This is a genomic window from Methylosinus sp. R-45379 (genome assembly GCF_001644125.1).
Taxonomy (GTDB): domain Bacteria; phylum Pseudomonadota; class Alphaproteobacteria; order Rhizobiales; family Beijerinckiaceae; genus Methylosinus.
On the sequence record NZ_LUUM01000113.1, the window covers coordinates 100,903 to 116,304 of the forward strand.

General features: G+C 66.1%; 15 protein-coding genes. 5 read left to right on the top strand and 10 right to left on the bottom strand.

The window, feature by feature from the left end; genetic code table 11:
- Positions 1-82 precede the first annotated feature (82 nt).
- Together A1351_RS06175 and A1351_RS06180 are read right to left on the bottom strand one after the other, a co-directional pair.
- On the bottom strand, positions 83-739 hold the full coding sequence (locus A1351_RS06175) for a DsbA family protein (protein ID WP_024881399.1): 657 nt from the start codon (positions 737-739) through the stop codon (positions 83-85).
- 98 nt (positions 740-837) lie between these two features.
- Positions 838-1,527, bottom strand: coding sequence for a fumarylacetoacetate hydrolase family protein (locus tag A1351_RS06180; RefSeq protein WP_024881398.1), 690 nt, complete (start codon positions 1,525-1,527; stop codon positions 838-840).
- Positions 1,528-1,655: 128 nt separating this feature from the next.
- On the opposite strand from A1351_RS06180, the gene A1351_RS06185 reads away from it, so the two are divergent.
- Complete coding sequence (locus A1351_RS06185; RefSeq protein WP_083967181.1) at positions 1,656-2,906, top strand: glycerophosphodiester phosphodiesterase; 1,251 nt, start codon at positions 1,656-1,658, stop codon at positions 2,904-2,906.
- A gap of 39 nt (positions 2,907-2,945) precedes the next feature.
- Here A1351_RS06185 and A1351_RS06190 read toward each other — a convergent pair whose 3' ends face one another.
- From A1351_RS06190 to A1351_RS06210, 4 genes are all read right to left on the bottom strand, one after another.
- A complete protein-coding gene (locus A1351_RS06190; protein ID WP_024881396.1) occupies positions 2,946-4,139 on the bottom strand; it encodes a DUF1624 domain-containing protein in 1,194 nt (397 codons plus the stop codon).
- A gap of 1,045 nt (positions 4,140-5,184) precedes the next feature.
- Positions 5,185-6,150, bottom strand: coding sequence for an Hsp33 family molecular chaperone (locus tag A1351_RS06200; RefSeq protein ID WP_024881395.1), 966 nt, complete (start codon positions 6,148-6,150; stop codon positions 5,185-5,187).
- 16 nt (positions 6,151-6,166) lie between these two features.
- Positions 6,167-7,117, bottom strand: coding sequence for an ornithine carbamoyltransferase (gene argF / locus A1351_RS06205; protein ID WP_064032508.1), 951 nt, complete (start codon positions 7,115-7,117; stop codon positions 6,167-6,169).
- Positions 7,114-8,301, bottom strand: a complete 1,188-nt coding sequence (locus tag A1351_RS06210) for an aspartate aminotransferase family protein (protein WP_064032509.1) — start codon at positions 8,299-8,301, stop codon at positions 7,114-7,116. The genes argF and A1351_RS06210 overlap by 4 nt, the downstream gene beginning before the upstream one ends.
- Before the next feature lie 603 nt (positions 8,302-8,904).
- Here A1351_RS06210 and A1351_RS06215 point away from each other — a divergent pair.
- Positions 8,905-9,444 (top strand): GcrA family cell cycle regulator, encoded by a 540-nt coding sequence (locus A1351_RS06215; protein WP_024881391.1) that lies wholly within the window; start codon positions 8,905-8,907, stop codon positions 9,442-9,444.
- A 48-nt stretch (positions 9,445-9,492) separates the two neighbouring features.
- Here A1351_RS06215 and A1351_RS06220 read toward each other — a convergent pair whose 3' ends face one another.
- From A1351_RS06220 to pdxH, 4 genes are all read right to left on the bottom strand, one after another.
- The gene (locus A1351_RS06220; RefSeq protein ID WP_245291588.1) at positions 9,493-9,999 is read right to left on the bottom strand and encodes a hypothetical protein; all 507 of its coding nucleotides are present in this window, start codon (positions 9,997-9,999) and stop codon (positions 9,493-9,495) included.
- 22 nt (positions 10,000-10,021) lie between these two features.
- Positions 10,022-10,279 (bottom strand): hypothetical protein, encoded by a 258-nt coding sequence (locus A1351_RS06225; protein ID WP_024881389.1) that lies wholly within the window; start codon positions 10,277-10,279, stop codon positions 10,022-10,024.
- Positions 10,280-10,359: 80 nt separating this feature from the next.
- A complete protein-coding gene (locus A1351_RS06230) occupies positions 10,360-10,872 on the bottom strand; it encodes a TIGR02301 family protein (RefSeq protein WP_036309794.1) in 513 nt (170 codons plus the stop codon).
- A gap of 290 nt (positions 10,873-11,162) precedes the next feature.
- Complete coding sequence (pdxH, locus tag A1351_RS06235; RefSeq protein ID WP_083967171.1) at positions 11,163-11,813, bottom strand: pyridoxamine 5'-phosphate oxidase; 651 nt, start codon at positions 11,811-11,813, stop codon at positions 11,163-11,165.
- Positions 11,814-11,830: 17 nt separating this feature from the next.
- Between pdxH and A1351_RS06240 the strand changes: the two genes are divergently transcribed.
- The 3 genes from A1351_RS06240 to A1351_RS06250 all read left to right on the top strand — a co-directional run bounded on the left by A1351_RS06240 (position 11,831) and on the right by A1351_RS06250 (position 15,396).
- Positions 11,831-12,325, top strand: a complete 495-nt coding sequence (locus A1351_RS06240) for an RT0821/Lpp0805 family surface protein (protein ID WP_026599588.1) — start codon at positions 11,831-11,833, stop codon at positions 12,323-12,325.
- Positions 12,326-12,469: 144 nt separating this feature from the next.
- Entirely contained in the window at positions 12,470-13,432 is a 963-nt protein-coding gene (locus A1351_RS06245) for a DnaJ C-terminal domain-containing protein (protein WP_024881385.1), read from the top strand.
- 116 nt (positions 13,433-13,548) lie between these two features.
- Positions 13,549-15,396, top strand: a complete 1,848-nt coding sequence (locus A1351_RS06250) for a cation:proton antiporter (RefSeq protein WP_064032510.1) — start codon at positions 13,549-13,551, stop codon at positions 15,394-15,396.
- The last annotated feature ends 6 nt before the right edge of the window (positions 15,397-15,402 follow it).

A 15,402-nucleotide genomic window follows, 5' to 3' on the forward strand; every position in this document is an offset into this window, starting at 1 on the left:
GAGCCTGAAGGCTCGCGGTCCAAGGGCGGGATCGGACCGCGAGCCTTCAGGCTCGCCTCGTGAAGCCTCGCGCCGATGCGCTTTACGACTTCGTCTTCTCGGTCAGAATCCTCTCGAGGTCGGCCTCGGAAATCTCGCCGCTGTATTTGTCGCCATTGATGAAGAAGGTCGGCGTCGAATTAATGCCGAATTTCTCCGCCGCGCGGTCGCGCACCTTGCTCACATTCTCGAAGAGCTGCTGATCCTTCAGCGTCGCCTCGAATTTCTCCTGGCCGAGCCCGGTCTGCTTCAGCACGCCGGCGAGGCCGTCCAGCGGCTTGTCGACGAAGGCCCAGTTCTTCTGCTGGGCGAAGAGCAGATCGACCACCGCGTCGCGCTTGTCGCCGGCGTTGCGCGCCAGCATGAAGGCCGCCGTGGCCAGCGGATCGAGCGGGAACTCGCGCAGGATGAACTTCACCCTGCCGGTGTCGATGAAATTCTTCTTCAGCGTCGGATAGACGTCCTTGTGGAAGGCCGCGCAATGGCTGCAGGTCATGGAGGCGTATTCGACGATGGTGATCGGCGCGTCGGCCTTGCCCTCGACGATATCCGGCAGGGCGTTTGGCCCCATCAGCTCCTCGACCGGGATCTTGCCGCTCGGCGCCTTCTGGGCGAGGGCGGGCGCGGCGAGGCCAAAGACGGCGAAAGCCGCCGCGGCGAGCGCGGCGCGACGGGAAAATCGAAGGTCGAAGCTGGGCATGGACGCTCCATAGGGTCGCGGAACCGGCGGACCATAGAGCATTTTCGGCCCGCGGGGAATCGGCGGAAAGAGCGGTCTTTCCGCCGTCGCGCGAATCGCTACCCAACCGTCAGCGCGACGCCGCCCACGCCCTCGATCTCGCCCGTCACATGGTCCCCGGAAACGATCGGCCCGACGCCGGCCGGCGTGCCGGTGAAGATGAGATCGCCCGCCTCCAGCCGCACGAATTGCGACAGGATCGCCACGATCTCCGCGACGCTCCAGATCATGTCGGAGAGATCGGCGTCCTGCCGTATCGCGCCATTGACGGCGAGGCTGATGCGTCCCTTGCCCGGATGGCCGACGCGCGTCGCCGGCGCCAGCGCCCCCAGCGGCGCGGAATTGTCGAAGCCCTTGGAGAGGTCCCAAGGCCGCCCGGCCTTGCGCGCCTCGCTCTGCAGGTCGCGGCGGGTGAGGTCGATCCCGGCGCCATAGCCGAACACATGCGCGAGCGCGTCGGCGCGGGCGATATCCGCTCCGCCGCTTCCGATCGCCGCCACCAGCTCGATCTCGTGGTGCAGGTCCGTGGTGCGGGGCGGGTAGGGGATGGTCGCGCCGCTGGCGACCACGGCGTCGGCGGGCTTGGAGAAGAAGCAGGGCTGCTCGCGGCTCGGGTCCTTGCCCATCTCGCGCGCATGGGCGGCGTAATTCTGCCCGACGCAGAAGATGCGCCGCACGGGAAAGCGCCGGGTCTCGCCGGCAATGGCGAGCGCGGCCGGTTCCGGCGGCGGAAACAAAAATGCGCTCACTGCGAAACCTCTCGTTTCTGCGCGGAACAAGGGCGGCGGCAGCGCGAATGTCGCGCCGCCGTCATGCGCTCGAGAGACTGACCATCTATCGGAGCGATGTCAAAAGCACATCGTTTCGAGGTTATTTCATGATCGAGCTTCTGTCCCGCGCATCACGCGCGCTGATTTGCGCCGCTCTTCTCGCGCCGCTGTCCGCCGTCGCCTCCGAAGAAGGTCCCCAACGTCCCATCGTCATCGGCCATCGCGGCGCCGGCGGCTATGTCCCCGAGCATACGCTCGAATCCTACGCTCTCGCGATCGAGCTCGGCGCCGATTTCATCGAGCCCGATCTCGTCTCCACCAAGGACGGCGTGCTGATCGCCCGTCACGAGCCGAACATCATCGCCACCACAAATGTGAAGAGCCTGCCGCAATTCGCCAACCGCAAGCGCAAGGCCGTCGTCGACGGCGTCGAGCAGGAAGGCTATTTCGTCAGCGACTTCACCTGGAGCGAGATCAAGCAGATCGGCGCCGTGCAGGCCTTCGCCGAGCGCGACCCGGACTTCAACGGCCGCTTCCACATTCCGAGCTTCGACGAGATCATCGAGCTCGCCAAGCGCAAGGGCCGCGAAGAGGGCCGCGTCATCGGCGTCTATCCCGAGACCAAGCATCCGACCTATCATCAAATGATCAACCTCCCGCTCGAGGATCGCCTGCTCGCCGTGCTGACGCGCCATGGCTGGAACCATCATAGCGCTCCGGTCTTCATCCAGAGCTTCGAGCAGGCCAATCTGAAATATCTGCGCAAGAAGACGACGGTGCGGCTCATCCAGCTCATCGACGCCAATGACGTCAATCCCGACGGCTCGCTGGATTTCACGCCGCCCTATGATCGTCCTTATGATTGGACCGTCGCCGGCCGCCAGGGCAAATTCGCCGATCTCTTGAAGCCCGCCGGCCTCGCCGAGGTCCGCACCTATGCCGATGGCGTCGGGCCGTGGAAGACCTATCTCATCAGTTCCGCCTGCATAAAGATCGTCAACAACGCCTGCGCCGACGCCAATGGCGACGGCTCTGTCGATGAGGCGGATCGCAAGCTGCTGGCGCCGACCTCCGTCGTCGCCGACGCCCATGCGGCCGGCCTGCTCGTGCATCCCTATACGTTCCGCAATGAGCAGCGCCGTCTCGCCAGCGATTACAAAGGCGTTCCGGTCAATGAATATCTGACCTTCTACAAGCTCGGCGTCGATGGATTGTTCAGCGACTTCGCCGATACGGCGGTGACGGCGCGCTCGCTGTGGGCGCTGAAAACCGACCCCGATGCGGCGAAATGTCTGGTCAAAGGCCTCTATGGCCATGACTCCGCGTGCCGCGGGCTGCGCTGGCTCAACGCCAATTGAGATGCATGACGGACGGCGGCGGATAACGCCGCCGTTCCTTTACAAATAGCTCAGCCACCAGTCGCGGCGGCGGCGCTTGACGCCCGCGAACCAGACGCAGGCGGGATAGATCGCCGCCATGACCAAAATCCAAATGACATAGGCGCCGGCGAGGCCGAGCCCGTAATTCTCTGGCGGCGGCCCGCCGCTCTCGAGGCCTTTGATATCGACGCCCTTCGCTATGGCGACGAGCACGGCCGCCGCCAGAATGGCGTAGAGATGCAGCACATAGGCGAAGAGCGGAACCCGGCCGAATGTGGCCAGCACGCGCCCCACGGCGCCGCCCGCCCGCTCCAGCGCCGGCAGCAGCAGAAGCCCGACGCCGAGCGTGACCAGCGCGTAATGCAGCGAGGGCGGATATTTGGTGACGTTGAGGAAGGACAGCGCCGTTCTGACGCCTTCCGGATAAGTCAGCCAGAGCCGCACGTCGCCATAGACGCCAGCGAAGCGCAACACGACAAATCCCGCGAGAAAGGCGAGGCCGAGCGTGACGAGCGCCCGCATCCGACGTTCATGCGGCCATAGGAAGATCGGCGCGAGCCCATAGCCGAGCGCGATGACGCCGATCCAGGGCAGCACGGGATAATAGACCTGGCCGCGCAGGCCGAAGGGCAGCGGCCCTTTCTCGTGCAGCACATTCCACAAGGGCGCGAAGCCGCCCAATTGCGCCGCGTGAACGCCGTCGAAGAGATTGTGCGAAAGCAAGATCGCCGCGCCGATCGCCAGCACGACGCGCGTCGGCAGATGGATGAGCGCCGAAAGCGCGATCATGCCGCAGCCGATCGCCCAGAGCGTCCCCAGCTCGATCGCGCCCGAGCCCACCGTCCACACCGGGCTGATGATGAAAATGTCGAGCAGGATCAGCCACAGCCCGCGCGTCCACAGGAAGCGAGAGAGCGCGCCGCGATCCTCGAGCGAGAGCCCGTGCAGATAGGCCGAGACGCCTGCGAGAAAGGTGAAGGTCGGCGCGCAGAAATGGGTGACGAAGCGCGTGAGGAACAAAGCGGGATAGGTGCGTTCGAGATCGGTCGGATCGAAGCGCAGCGCATCGGCGTCGAAGAAATCGCGTACATGGTCCAGCGCCATGACGATGATGACGAGCCCGCGCAGGCGATCGACGGAGAGGAGCCGCGTTCCGGCGGTGAGCGCGGCGTCGTGCGGGACGTTCGGGATTTTCTCCATTGTCTTCGTCATGACGTCTCTCCGCCGGCTATCGAAAATTCAATGAATGAAACTGCAGCCCTCACCCTCCCCTTCAGGGGGGAGGCTTGTGCGGCTAATGGTAACGCAATCAACGATGGAGGCAGCAATGTGCTTATCGGATTTGTCTCGCTTAGCTAGCCTCTCCATACAGGATTGGGTCGTAATCGAAATCAAGCGGGGGGGACTGCGCCCCGTTTTCCCAATGAAAGCGGATCTCTGCAATCCGCTTACCCCCGCGATGGAACCTCAACCCCTCTGTTCGATAGTTCCCATATATAATAGTTGAAAGGTCGACTGCTTCGCACGCGAACAGCAGCGCCACCGGGCCGAAGGAGATACGGCATCCGATGGGGCGGTCGTGTTGTGAGTGGAGTAAAGGGGCTAGCTCGGAGGGCATACCAGGCCTTTGGACGTGTTTCGGTGGGTAGGTTAGATATAGGCCCAGCGGAGCGGGCATCGAAGCTGTTGTAAAGAACCGCCGCATGATTGCGATGTCAGGAACTCTCGTCACTTTTCGCCCGTTACGGCTCAGCACACCTGCATAGGAATGAGCGCAGAGGCGCTGCATCATGAATCGCTCAAGGTCATTTCCATTGATGTCGAAACGAGCTTGAATTTCTCCAGTATTTATAAGAGCAATCGACTTGTATAGATTCGTTCCAGCGTCGTCGAATTCGCTGAGCAAAGAGTTGTGATTCTTGCATAGAACTTTCGATGTGAATGCAAGCGGGAACGGGTTGTGTATTTCTACTCCGGTAGGGTCGTATCGCTTGTGTGGGTCTTTGTTCGTTATATTACGAGACATAAGATGTTCATTGGTCATCTTTTCGCAGCAGCCACCTAAAGGGTTGAGATAGCACTTTGGGTTGCGAAAAGTATTAGGGGCATATTTTAGCAGATGCCCGCGCGGACGCTGAACGTTCATAGGCGGCTCGATGGAAGACGCTCGACGCTGAAAATTAAGCCATCGCCGAGTAAGTTTGCAATGTTCGCTAGATTTAACACCCACGCCCCATCGATGGAAGCAGCGCCCGCGCTACTCGAAATCCGCCGGGTCGAACTCGCGCAGCGTGCGGCAGAATTCGCAGGTCACGCCGATGCGGCCATTGTCGCCGATCATGTCGCTGCGGTCCTGCGGCGCGAAGCTGCGCAGGAGATTGGCGATGCGCTCCGTCGAGCAGCGGCAGGATTCGACGATTCTGCGCGTCGGATAGACGGTGACGCCGCGCTCGTGGAACAGCGAATAGAGCAGCCGCTCGCCCGAGAGCCCCGGATCGACCAGCTCGTGATCCTGTGTCGTCGCCGCCAGCGACAGGCCTTCGACCCAGGCGTCCTCTTCGCTATCGTTCGAAAGAGCGGAGCTGGCGGGCGCGTCGCCGGGATCGAGATCGCGCGGGCGCAGGGGCGTCCCCGGCAGATATTGCAGCAGCAGGCCGCCGACGCGCCAGCTGCGCCCGGCGGGCGTCACGCTCTCGGCCACGGCGAGGCGCACATAGCTCGGAATCTGCTCGGACTGGCGGAAATAGCGATGCGCCGCCTCGGCGAAGCCGTCGCCCTCCAGCGGCACCACGCCCTGATAGCGCGCGGCGTCGCGGTCGTGCTCCATCGTCAGCGCCAGATGGCCGCGGCCGAGCAGATCGCCCGGAGCCATGCCGGCGACGATGCGGCTCTCGTCATAGCGCGCGAAGCCGCGCAGCTTTCCGGGCGCGTCGAAATCGACGACGATCATATCGACCGGCCCGTCGCTGCGCGTCTGCAATTGAAAGCGCCCATGCGACTCGATCAGCGAGCCGAGCAGCGTCGTCAGCGCGGCCGCCTCGCCGAGCAGGCGCGCGACGGCCGGCGGATAATCGTAATGGGTGAGGATGGAATGCGCCGCCGGCCCGAGCCGCGTCAAACGTCCGCGCAGATCGAGCGGCTCGACCGCGAAGGGGAGCAGGCTGTCGTCCTCGGCGAAGGGCGACGCCGGCCGGGCGATGGCCTCATCCGCCCGTCGCGTCATTTGCGCGCCTGTCGCGTCATGGCCCGTTCGCTCCGAAAACCCAGGCGAGCACGCCCTTTTGCGCGTGAAGGCGGTTCTCCGCCTCGTCGAACACCACCGATTGCGGGCCGTCGATCACCTCGTCGGTCACTTCCTCGCCGCGATGCGCCGGCAGGCAATGCATGAAGATCGCGTCCTTATTGGCCGCTTCCATCAGCTTGGCGTTCACCTGGAAGGGCGAGAGCAGCGCATGGCGGCGCGCCTCCTCCTGCTCGTCGCCCATGGACACCCAGCAGTCGGAGATGACGGCGTCGGCGCCGGCGACAGCCGCGAAAGGATCGGCTGTGAGATTGAGCCGCACGCCATTGGCGCGCGCCCATTCGACCAGCTCGTCGCCGGGCGCGAGCTCCGGCGGCGTCGCGACATTGATCGTGAAGTCGAAGGGCTTCGCCGCATGGACCCAGCTCGCCAGCACATTATTGGCGTCGCCGGTCCAGGCCACGGTGCGGCCCTGTATCGGGCCGCGATGCTCCTCGAAGGTGAGCACGTCCGCCATCACCTGGCAGGGATGCGAGAGCTTGGTGAGCCCGTTCACCACAGGCACGCTGGCGTAGCGAGCGAGCTCGGTGAGATCGTCATGCGAGAGAATGCGGATGACGATGGCGTCGACGAAGCGCGACAGCACGCGGGCGGTGTCCGCAATCGTCTCGCCGCGGCCGAGCTGCATCTCATGGCCCGTCAGCATGATCGTCTCGCCGCCGAGCTCGCGCATGCCGAGATCGAAGGAGACGCGCGTGCGGGTCGACGGCTTGTCGAAGATCATCGCCAGCGTCTTGCCGGCCAGAGGCTGGTAGCTCGAGCGCGCGCCGCGCACGCGCGCGGCCTTTATCGCCGCGGCGATATCGAGAATGCGTCGCAGCTCGGTCGGCGGAAGCTCGGAAATATCGAGGAAATGACGGACGCCCGTCAGCGGCGTATGGGCGGTCATCGCGCGGCTCCGGCGCTCTCGAGCTTCACACAGGCGGCGTCGAGCCGTCGCGCGGCTTCGGCCAGCTCATTCTCGCCGACGATCAGCGGCGGCAGCAGCCGCACCACATTGTCGCTCGCGGGAATGGTCAGCAGCTTGGCCTCGCGCGCCGCGGCGGCGAAGTCGCCATTGGGCACGCGCGTCTTCAGGCCGAACATCAGGCCCTCGCCGCGCACGCTCTCAATGATCGACGAATGACGATCCTCGAGCTCGGCGAGCTTTTGGCGGAACAGCACGCCGAGGCCGGCGACGCGCTCCACGAAGCCGGGCTCCAGCACCACATCGAGCACGGCGTTGCCCACAGCTGTGGCGAGCGGATTGCCGCCATAGGTGGAGCCATGCGCGCCGACGGTCATGCCCTTGCCGGCCTCCGCCGTGGCGAGACAGGCGCCGAGCGGAAAGCCGCCGCCTATGCCTTTGGCCAGAGCGGCGATGTCCGGCGTCACGCCGGAATGCTCGACCGCGAGGAAACGCCCGGTGCGGCCAATGCCCGTCTGCACCTCGTCGACGATGAGCAGCAGCCCATGCGCGTCGCAGAGCTCGCGCAGGCCGGCCAGGAAGCGCGGCGGGGCCGCGCGCACGCCGCCTTCGCCTTGAATGGGCTCGAGCAGCACGCCCGCCGTCTGCGGGCCGACGAGCGCGCGCACGGCGTCGAGATCGCCAAAGGGAGCCTGGTCGAAGCCGTCGGTCGGCGGGCCGAAGCCGTCGAGATATTTGGGATTGCCGCCGGCGGCGATGGTCGCCAGCGTGCGGCCATGGAAGGCGCCCTCGAAAGTGATGAGCCGATAGCGCTCCGGCCGACCTTCCACTGCATGGAACTTGCGCGCGGTCTTGATCGCGCATTCGACCGCCTCGGCGCCCGAATTGGTGAAGAAGACCAGATCCGCGAATGTCGCCTGCGCGAGCCTGCGGGCGAGGCGCTCGGCCTCTGGAATCTGAAAGAGATTGGAGACGTGCCAGGGCTTCGCCGCGGCGGCCGTCAGCGCGCCGACGAGATGCGGATGGCCATGGCCGAGCGAATTGACCGCGACGCCGGCGCCGAAGTCGAGATAGCGCTCGCCATCGCTGGCGGTGAGCCAGGCGCCCTCGCCCCGCTCGAAGGCGAGATCGGCCCGCGCATAGGTCGGAAACAGCGCCGAAACCACTTGGCGACTCCTTCGGAGAGACCTTAGCTCGCCGGCGCCCGTCGGGTCCCGCCGCCATGCAGCGGCCGCCATGCAGCGAGGGTCTGAAAATCAAAGTGCCGCCCTTCTGGGGCGGCATCTTTCTCGTGGAAACATTCTAGGTCCTCCCCTTGCGCGGGTCAAATCCCATTCCCCCGCCTCATTCTCCATGGCGACGCGGCGCCGGGACTGCGGCGAAACGACGGCGCCGGCGCCGCCGCGATCGACCGCGCGACAAAGCCGCCGCGCGCCGATGACGCATATAGAGACGTTCGTGCGCGGCGAAATGCGCCGCCAGATGCGCCGCCATGCGTGAAATCCCATGCGTTTCGACGCCCATAGTGAGTCTTTCGCGCAACACCCGCGGGGAATGAGCGGCATTACCTTGTGGGGAACGCTGTTTCGCTTGCCAGGGACTCTTGCGCGTGATTCAACTGGTAGGGTAGCGTTCGCGTCATCGCCCACGACATCTCGTGTGGCGCCTTCATTCGAGTGTGTGCGCGTCTTGTCGACTCCGGCGTCGCCGGTTGCGCGAGCGTTCGCCGATTCTCTCGGCTGAAGCCGGCTTAATCGAGGAGGACCTTAATGTCCTGGACCGACGAGCGCGTCGAGATGCTACGCAAGCTCTGGAACGACGGCCTCAGCGCCAGTCAGGTGGCTGCCGAGATCGGCGCAGGCATCACGCGCAACGCCGTTATTGGTAAGATTCATCGTCTCGGACTCGCACAGCGCGCCAAGACGCCCATAGCGGCGCGTCCGCGCGTCGCGAAACCACAACGCCCGCAGGCCGCTGCGCCGCGCGTGCATCACGGACATGCGCCCGCTGTCGTCGGCAATGTCGCGTTGGCATTCGCGCCGCGCGCGCTGGTGATGCCGGACGCCCGCCCGCAAGAGGAAGTCGTCATTCCAATGTCCGAACGCGTCACGCTGATGGAGCTCAGAGAGTCGATGTGCCGTTGGCCGATCGGCGATCCGACATCGGCCGAGTTTCGCTTCTGCGGCGCGCGCTCGCCGGGCGGCGGCGGCAGCCCTTATTGCGGCTATCATTCGCAGATCGCCTATCAGCCTGTGCAGGATCGTCGCCGCGCGCGCGATCAGCTTCGCTCCGCCGCGCGTCTCGCCTGAGACGCGTTCGTCTCGGGCGCCGAGCGTCCCGAGATCATTACGGCGAGCTTACTCCGCGTTCCAGAAATAGTGCCAGACGCCATCCGCGCCGACGCCGATCCGCATCACTTTCGGGCGGCCGTCGGCATTGGATGCGGCGAGATCGGCGAAGCGCACGCAGGCCCAGAGCGCGCGCGTCTCTTCCTCGCTCGCCGGCGGCGCGGGACGTCGCGCGAAAGCCGGCCATTCATAGCTCTCGAACGGCCCGCGCGTGATGCGCAGGAAGGGCTGCGACAATACGGCGCGCGCGAGCGAGAGCATCTCGCGTCCCGCGCGATCGAATGAGAGCGATTTCAAGGTCTCGATCGGATCGGCGCCCGCCGGCCGCCGCGCGCCGCGCTCGAACAAGGGGCGCACCTCGTTCCAGTCGATCGGAATGCGCAGCGCCTCTATGTCGCCCGTCTCGCAAGCGGCGAGAATCTTCTCGCGCAGCGCGCGCACCGGCGCGGGCAGTGCGGCGAGGTCGCGGAGCGGCTGGGAGATCGTCTCGACAACTGGTTTTATCGGCTTTTTCACGCGCGCACGCGGAAAAGCGCGCTCAATGGCGCAGGCCGCTCGAGAATTCGCCGTCGCGCAAGCGCCGCGGCAAACGTTCCACGAAAGCCGCGACCTCCTCCTCGCCATAAGTGGCGACGAGCTCGTGCAGCGCCGCCGAGAGCGCGACATGGGCGAAGGAATCCCCTTCGATCCCGGCGAGCGCGGCTTCCGCGAAAGCCTCGGCGAGATAAGCGAGCGCGACTCGCCGCTGCTCGGAGCCGGCGGCGTCGTCCAATGTGGAGGAAGGAAAGCCCGTCATGCGATCACTCTAATCAACGGCGGCGCGCCGCGCGAGACGGGTCCTTGCCGGAGGGTTAACGCACATCCGCGTTTGCGACGTCAGGAATTCCCGTAACGATACGCGATGTCGTGCGCGATGCGGCCGCCTTCGTCGAGATAGCGTGAGATGGCCAGGCGCGCATTGGGCGTGCAGGAGCGATAGGTGGTCTCATAGCCGCGAAAGCCGCGGTTGAATGCGCCCGTCAGCTTCAGCCGGCGCTGGCCCGTCTTGGCCTCCGCCTCCAGCAGCGAGCTCATTTTGGCGCGCCAATCCTCGCCATCCTCGGAGCCGCAGAGATCGCGCAGATAGGAGAGCGCGCCGAGTATCTCGGAGAGTCGGAGCAATTGCGGCTCATAGGGCGGCGGCGGCCCTTCGGCGGCAGGCTGCTGCGCGGCGCCGTTGGGCTGCGCCTGCTGCTTGCCTCCCGGCGGCGTTTTCGCGGCGTTCTTCTTCTTCGGCTTGGCCTTGCCCTGCTGCGGCGCCCGCTCGATCACGCGCGGCGCCGAATGCTGCTGGCCCCAGCCGAACAGATTCTGCAGAAAATCCTGCGCGCGCGCCGGCTGCGCGAACAAGGCGCAAGAAAGCGCGAGGGCGCTGGCGAGCCTGAAGGCTCGCGGTCCGGAGCGCGGCCAGGACCGCGAGCCTTCAGGCTCGCTCTTCGTCGCGATCGTTCTGTTTGACGAGAATGGCATCGCTTCGCCGCTTTCTTTCGAGCTTCGACGTATCTCCCTCTCCCCGCGCGCGGGGAGAGGGTCGGGGTGAGGGGCTCGGGGCGTTGGCCACAGACGGGAAACGCCCCGAGCCCCTCATCGGCGCCTTCTCCCCGCATGTGGGGAGAAGGCGCCGACGCCTCGCGAACGCGTCAAGGATAGAGCCGCGCCTTGGTCCAGCCCGCGCCCTCGCGGGAAAATTGCACGCGATCATGCAGGCGGAAGGGCCGATCCGCCCAGAACTCGATCGCGACCGGAAGGATCCGATAGCCGCGCCAATGCGGCGGCCGCGGCACCTCGCCGAGCCCGAAGCGCGCGGCCTGATAAGCGACCGCTTTCTCGAGCGCGAATCGGCTCTCCAGCGGTTGCGACTGGCGGCTCGCCCAGGCGCCGATGCGGCTGTCGCGCGGGCGGCTGGCGAAATAAGCGTCGGCCTCGGCGTCCGATACGGGCTCCACCGGACCGCGCAGCCGCACCTGGCGGCGCAGCGATTTCCAGTGGAAAAGCGCCGCCGCCTTCATCGTGGCCGCGAGCTCGCGGCCCTTGGCGCTCTCGGCGTTGGTATAGAAGGTGAAGCCGGATTCGCCCCAATCCTTCATCAAAACCATGCGGGAATCCGGCAAGCCGGTTTCGTCCACGGTGGAGAGCGCCATCGCTTCGGGAACGTCGGGCTCGCTCGTCCTCGCCTCCTCGAACCACTCGCCGAATAATGCGTAAGGTTCGGAGGCCTCGCAGAAGTCACTCTGTTTTAACCCCTTCACGGGAAAATCCTCAGCTGCCGCCGAAACGAGGGCGGTGGTCATGGTGGTAAGGCAGCGCATTGCACGACCCGCGAGACACACATAACGCCGCCGCAGCCGCTTCTCAAATCGGTCTCGCCGCCGCGCGTCTTCTCGCAGCCACGCTGATGGCGGCGGCGCTCGGCGGCTGTTCTTTCGCCATTCCCGGCGGCGAGCCGGCCCCGGCCTGGAAGAATGTCAGCGACGATGTGACCGGCTCCATTCCGCATAAGACCACGCCGACTCTCTCCCATTCGCTCGACCAGGAGGATTGGCGGCGCGCCAATGCGGCCCTTGGCGTCGCGCTCGATCCTCAGGGCGCCGGCGCGACGGTCAATTGGGACAATCCCGAAAGCCATGCGCGCGGCTCCTTCACGCCGGTCGGCCAGCCCTATCCTTCGGAGGGCAAGGTCTGCCGCGCCTTTCTGGCGGAAGTCGGGACGAAAGAGAGCCACGAGCAATTGCAGGGCACGGCCTGCCGCGACAAATCCGCCGATTGGGCGCTGATCGATGTGCGGCCCTGGCGCAAGGCCTGAGAAATCCGGCCTGAAAAATCAGCGGTCTCGTCCTCCGACCTTCGCCGCATCCTTGCGCGCGGCCGCCTCTTCTCCCAAATAGACATGTCAGACATGAGCGTCCGCGCCGCATGAGGCGGGCGCCACTATGGGCTTTTGAAGAAAATGCGCGATCCATATGATGTCCTGGGCGTCGCCAAGACGGCGAGCGCCGCCGAGATCAAGAAGGCGTTTCGCAATCTCGCGAAAAAATACCACCCGGATCAGAACAAGAACGACCCCAAGGCCAAGGAGAAATTCGCCGAGGCCAATTCCGCCTATGAGATTCTCGGCGACGAGAAGAAAAAGGCGCAATTCGACCGCGGCGAGATCGACGCCGAGGGCAAGCCGCGCTTCACCGGCTTCGAGGGATTCGGCGCGGGACCGGGCGGCGGCTATCGCGGACAGCGCGGCCCTGGCGGTGCCGAGCATTTCGAGTTCCATTTCGGCGGCGACGCTCCGGGCGGCGGCGGCCGCGCCGGCTTCGACCCTTCTGATCTTTTCGCCGATCTCTTCGGCGCCGGGGCGGGCGGACGCCGCGGAGCCCGCGCGCCGCGCCGCGGCGAGGATGTGGCGCTGCAAGTGACCATCTCGCTGGCCGAGGCGGTGACGGGCGGCAGCACGCGCGTCTTTCTGCCCACCGGCCGCACGCTCGATGTGAATATTCCGATCGGCATAGAGGACGGCAAGCAGATCCGCCTGCGCGGCCAGGGCCACGCCGCCCCACCCGGCGGCGAGCCCGGCGACGCCATCGTCACCATCCATGTCGCGCCGGACCCGCTGTTCGCCATCTCTGGCCGCGATCTGAAGCTCGATCTGCCGATCGCCTTCTACGAGGCGGTTCTGGGCGCCAAGGTCGCGGCGCCGACGCTCTCCGGCAAGGTGGAGCTGACCATCCCCGCCGGCTCCAACGGCGGCCGCGTGCTGCGCCTGCGCGGCAAGGGACTGCCCGCCGCGGAGGGCAAGCCGGCTGGCGATCTCTATGTGACGCTGCGCGTGCTGTTGCCCGAAGGCGCCGACGCCGAGCTCGAGGCCTTCGCTCAAAAATGCCGCACGGCCAAGCCCTACGATCCGCGCAAGGGAATGTGAGACGGGCGCGTCGCCTTCTCCGCCGGCAGGAGAAGGCGGAGCCCCAGAAACGGCTTCGTGACCGGCTGCCCGCTCCCTTATGCTGAAGCCCGAATCGGTGACGGGAAAGGACGGCGATGTCGGGGGCTGCGGCGTTTCAGTGGGGCGAGTATCGTGAGGCGCTGCTGTTTCTGGGCACGGCGGGAGTCGTCGCGCCTTTGTTTCATCGGCTGCGCATCAGCCCCATTCTCGGCTTTCTGCTCGCCGGCGCGGCGCTCGGCCCTTTCGGCCTCGGCAAGCTCGCCGAGCGTCATGAGCTTCTCTCGGCGATCGCGCTGAGCGATCTCGAGGGCGTCGCCAAGATCGCCGAATTCGGCCTCGTCTTCCTCTTGTTCATGATCGGCCTCGAGCTCTCCTGGGAGCGCCTCGCGCGCATGCGCACGCTCGTCTTCGGGCTCGGCCTCTCGCAGGTTCTGCTCTGCGGCGGGGCGCTGACGGCGGCGGGCGTGTTCTGGGCCGGGCTCGGCCCCGCGCCGGCGGCGCTGCTCGGCGCGGCGCTCGCAATGTCCTCCACGGCGATCGTCATTCCGCTGCTCGCCGAGCGCCGGCGCCTCAATCGCGCCGCCGGCCGCGCCGCCTTCTCGGTGCTGCTGCTGCAGGATCTGATGGTGGCGCCGCTGCTCTTCCTCATCTCCTTCCTCTCCGATCCGCAAGTGGAGAGCGAAGGGCTGAAAGCGCTGCTCGCCTTTCTGCCGGCGCTCGCCGCCATGGGCGGACTGATCATCGCCGGACGGCTGCTGCTGCGGCCGCTGTTCCATCTGGTGGCGGCGGCGCAATCCATCGAGCTGTTCACCGCGGCGAGCCTGCTGGTCATCATCGGCGCCGGCGTCGCCAGCGCGGCGGCGGGCTTTTCGATGGGGCTCGGCGCCTTCATCGCCGGCCTGCTGCTCGCCGAGACCGAGTTTCGCCGCGAGATCGAGGTGACGATCGAGCCGTTCAAAGGCCTGCTGCTCGGCCTCTTCTTCGTGTCGGTGGGCGCCGGGCTCGATTTCGATCGCGTGATCGAGGACCTGCGCCAAGTGCTGGTCATCGCCATCGGCCTCATCGTGACCAAGACCCTCATCGTCTTCCTGCTCGGCCGCGCCTTTCGCCTGCGCCCGCGCATAGCGGCGGAAGTGGCGCTGCTGCTCGCGCCCGGCGGCGAGTTCGCCTTCATTCTCGTCGGCGCCGCCATCGCCTCCGGCGTGCTGCCGAAAAATCTCGGCGCCGACGCCATGCTGGCGGTGACGCTCGGCCTCTTCGTGCTGCCGGCGCTGGCGCGCCTCGGCGAATGGGTCAATCCGGGCCGCCGCCTGCAAGACGACGAGGCCGAGTTCGGCCATCTCGCGCCGGAGCGCGAGATCGCCGCCGGCCGCGTCGTCATTGTCGGCTATGGGCGCGTCGGAGCGCTCATCGGCGCCATGCTGAGCCGTCACGAGATTCCCTTTGTCGCCGTCGACAATGACGTGAAGCTCGTCGCGCAGACGCGCGACAAGGGCGTCGATATTTATTGGGGCAATTGCATGCGGCGCGAGTTTTTGATGCGCCTCGGCGTCGCCCAGGCGCGCGCGCTGGTGGTGACGGTGGAGAATCCGCAAGCCGCGCAGGAGATCGTGCGCCTCGCGCATCAGCAGCGCGCCGATATGACCATTGTTGCGCGCGCCCGCGACGCCTGGCACGCCACCCATCTCTACGAGCTCGGCGCCAGCGACGCGATACCAGAGACGATCGAGTCGAGCCTGCAGCTCGCCGAGACGGTGCTCGTCGATGTCGGCGTGCCCATGGGCTATGTGATCGCTTCCATCCATGAGAAGCGCGACGAATATCGCAAGCTGCTGCAGCCGACCGGCGAGGCGGCGCGCCAACGCGCCGCGCGCGCTTCGACGCGGCTGCGCGAGCTGAAGAAAAGGCGCGCCCGTCCGACGCAGGGGCTGGAAGACGAGTAGGAACGG

Bases quoted from the DNA above. Each gene is read 5' to 3' on its own strand.
- A1351_RS06190 (WP_024881396.1), bottom strand. From the start codon at position 4,139: ATGACGAAGACAATGGAGAAAATCCCGAACGTCCCGCACGACGCCGCG.
- A1351_RS06250 (WP_064032510.1), top strand. From the start codon at position 13,549: ATGTCGGGGGCTGCGGCGTTTCAGTGGGGCGAGTATCGTGAGGCGCTG.
- A1351_RS06200 (WP_024881395.1), bottom strand. From the start codon at position 6,150: ATGACGCGACGGGCGGATGAGGCCATCGCCCGGCCGGCGTCGCCCTTC.
- argF (WP_064032508.1), bottom strand. From the start codon at position 7,117: ATGACCGCCCATACGCCGCTGACGGGCGTCCGTCATTTCCTCGATATT.
- A1351_RS06225 (WP_024881389.1), bottom strand. From the start codon at position 10,279: ATGACGGGCTTTCCTTCCTCCACATTGGACGACGCCGCCGGCTCCGAG.
- A1351_RS06245 (WP_024881385.1), top strand. From the start codon at position 12,470: ATGCGCGATCCATATGATGTCCTGGGCGTCGCCAAGACGGCGAGCGCC.
- A1351_RS06175 (WP_024881399.1), bottom strand. From the start codon at position 739: ATGCCCAGCTTCGACCTTCGATTTTCCCGTCGCGCCGCGCTCGCCGCG.
- A1351_RS06185 (WP_083967181.1), top strand. From the start codon at position 1,656: ATGATCGAGCTTCTGTCCCGCGCATCACGCGCGCTGATTTGCGCCGCT.
- pdxH (WP_083967171.1), bottom strand. From the start codon at position 11,813: ATGACCACCGCCCTCGTTTCGGCGGCAGCTGAGGATTTTCCCGTGAAG.
- A1351_RS06215 (WP_024881391.1), top strand. From the start codon at position 8,905: ATGTCCTGGACCGACGAGCGCGTCGAGATGCTACGCAAGCTCTGGAAC.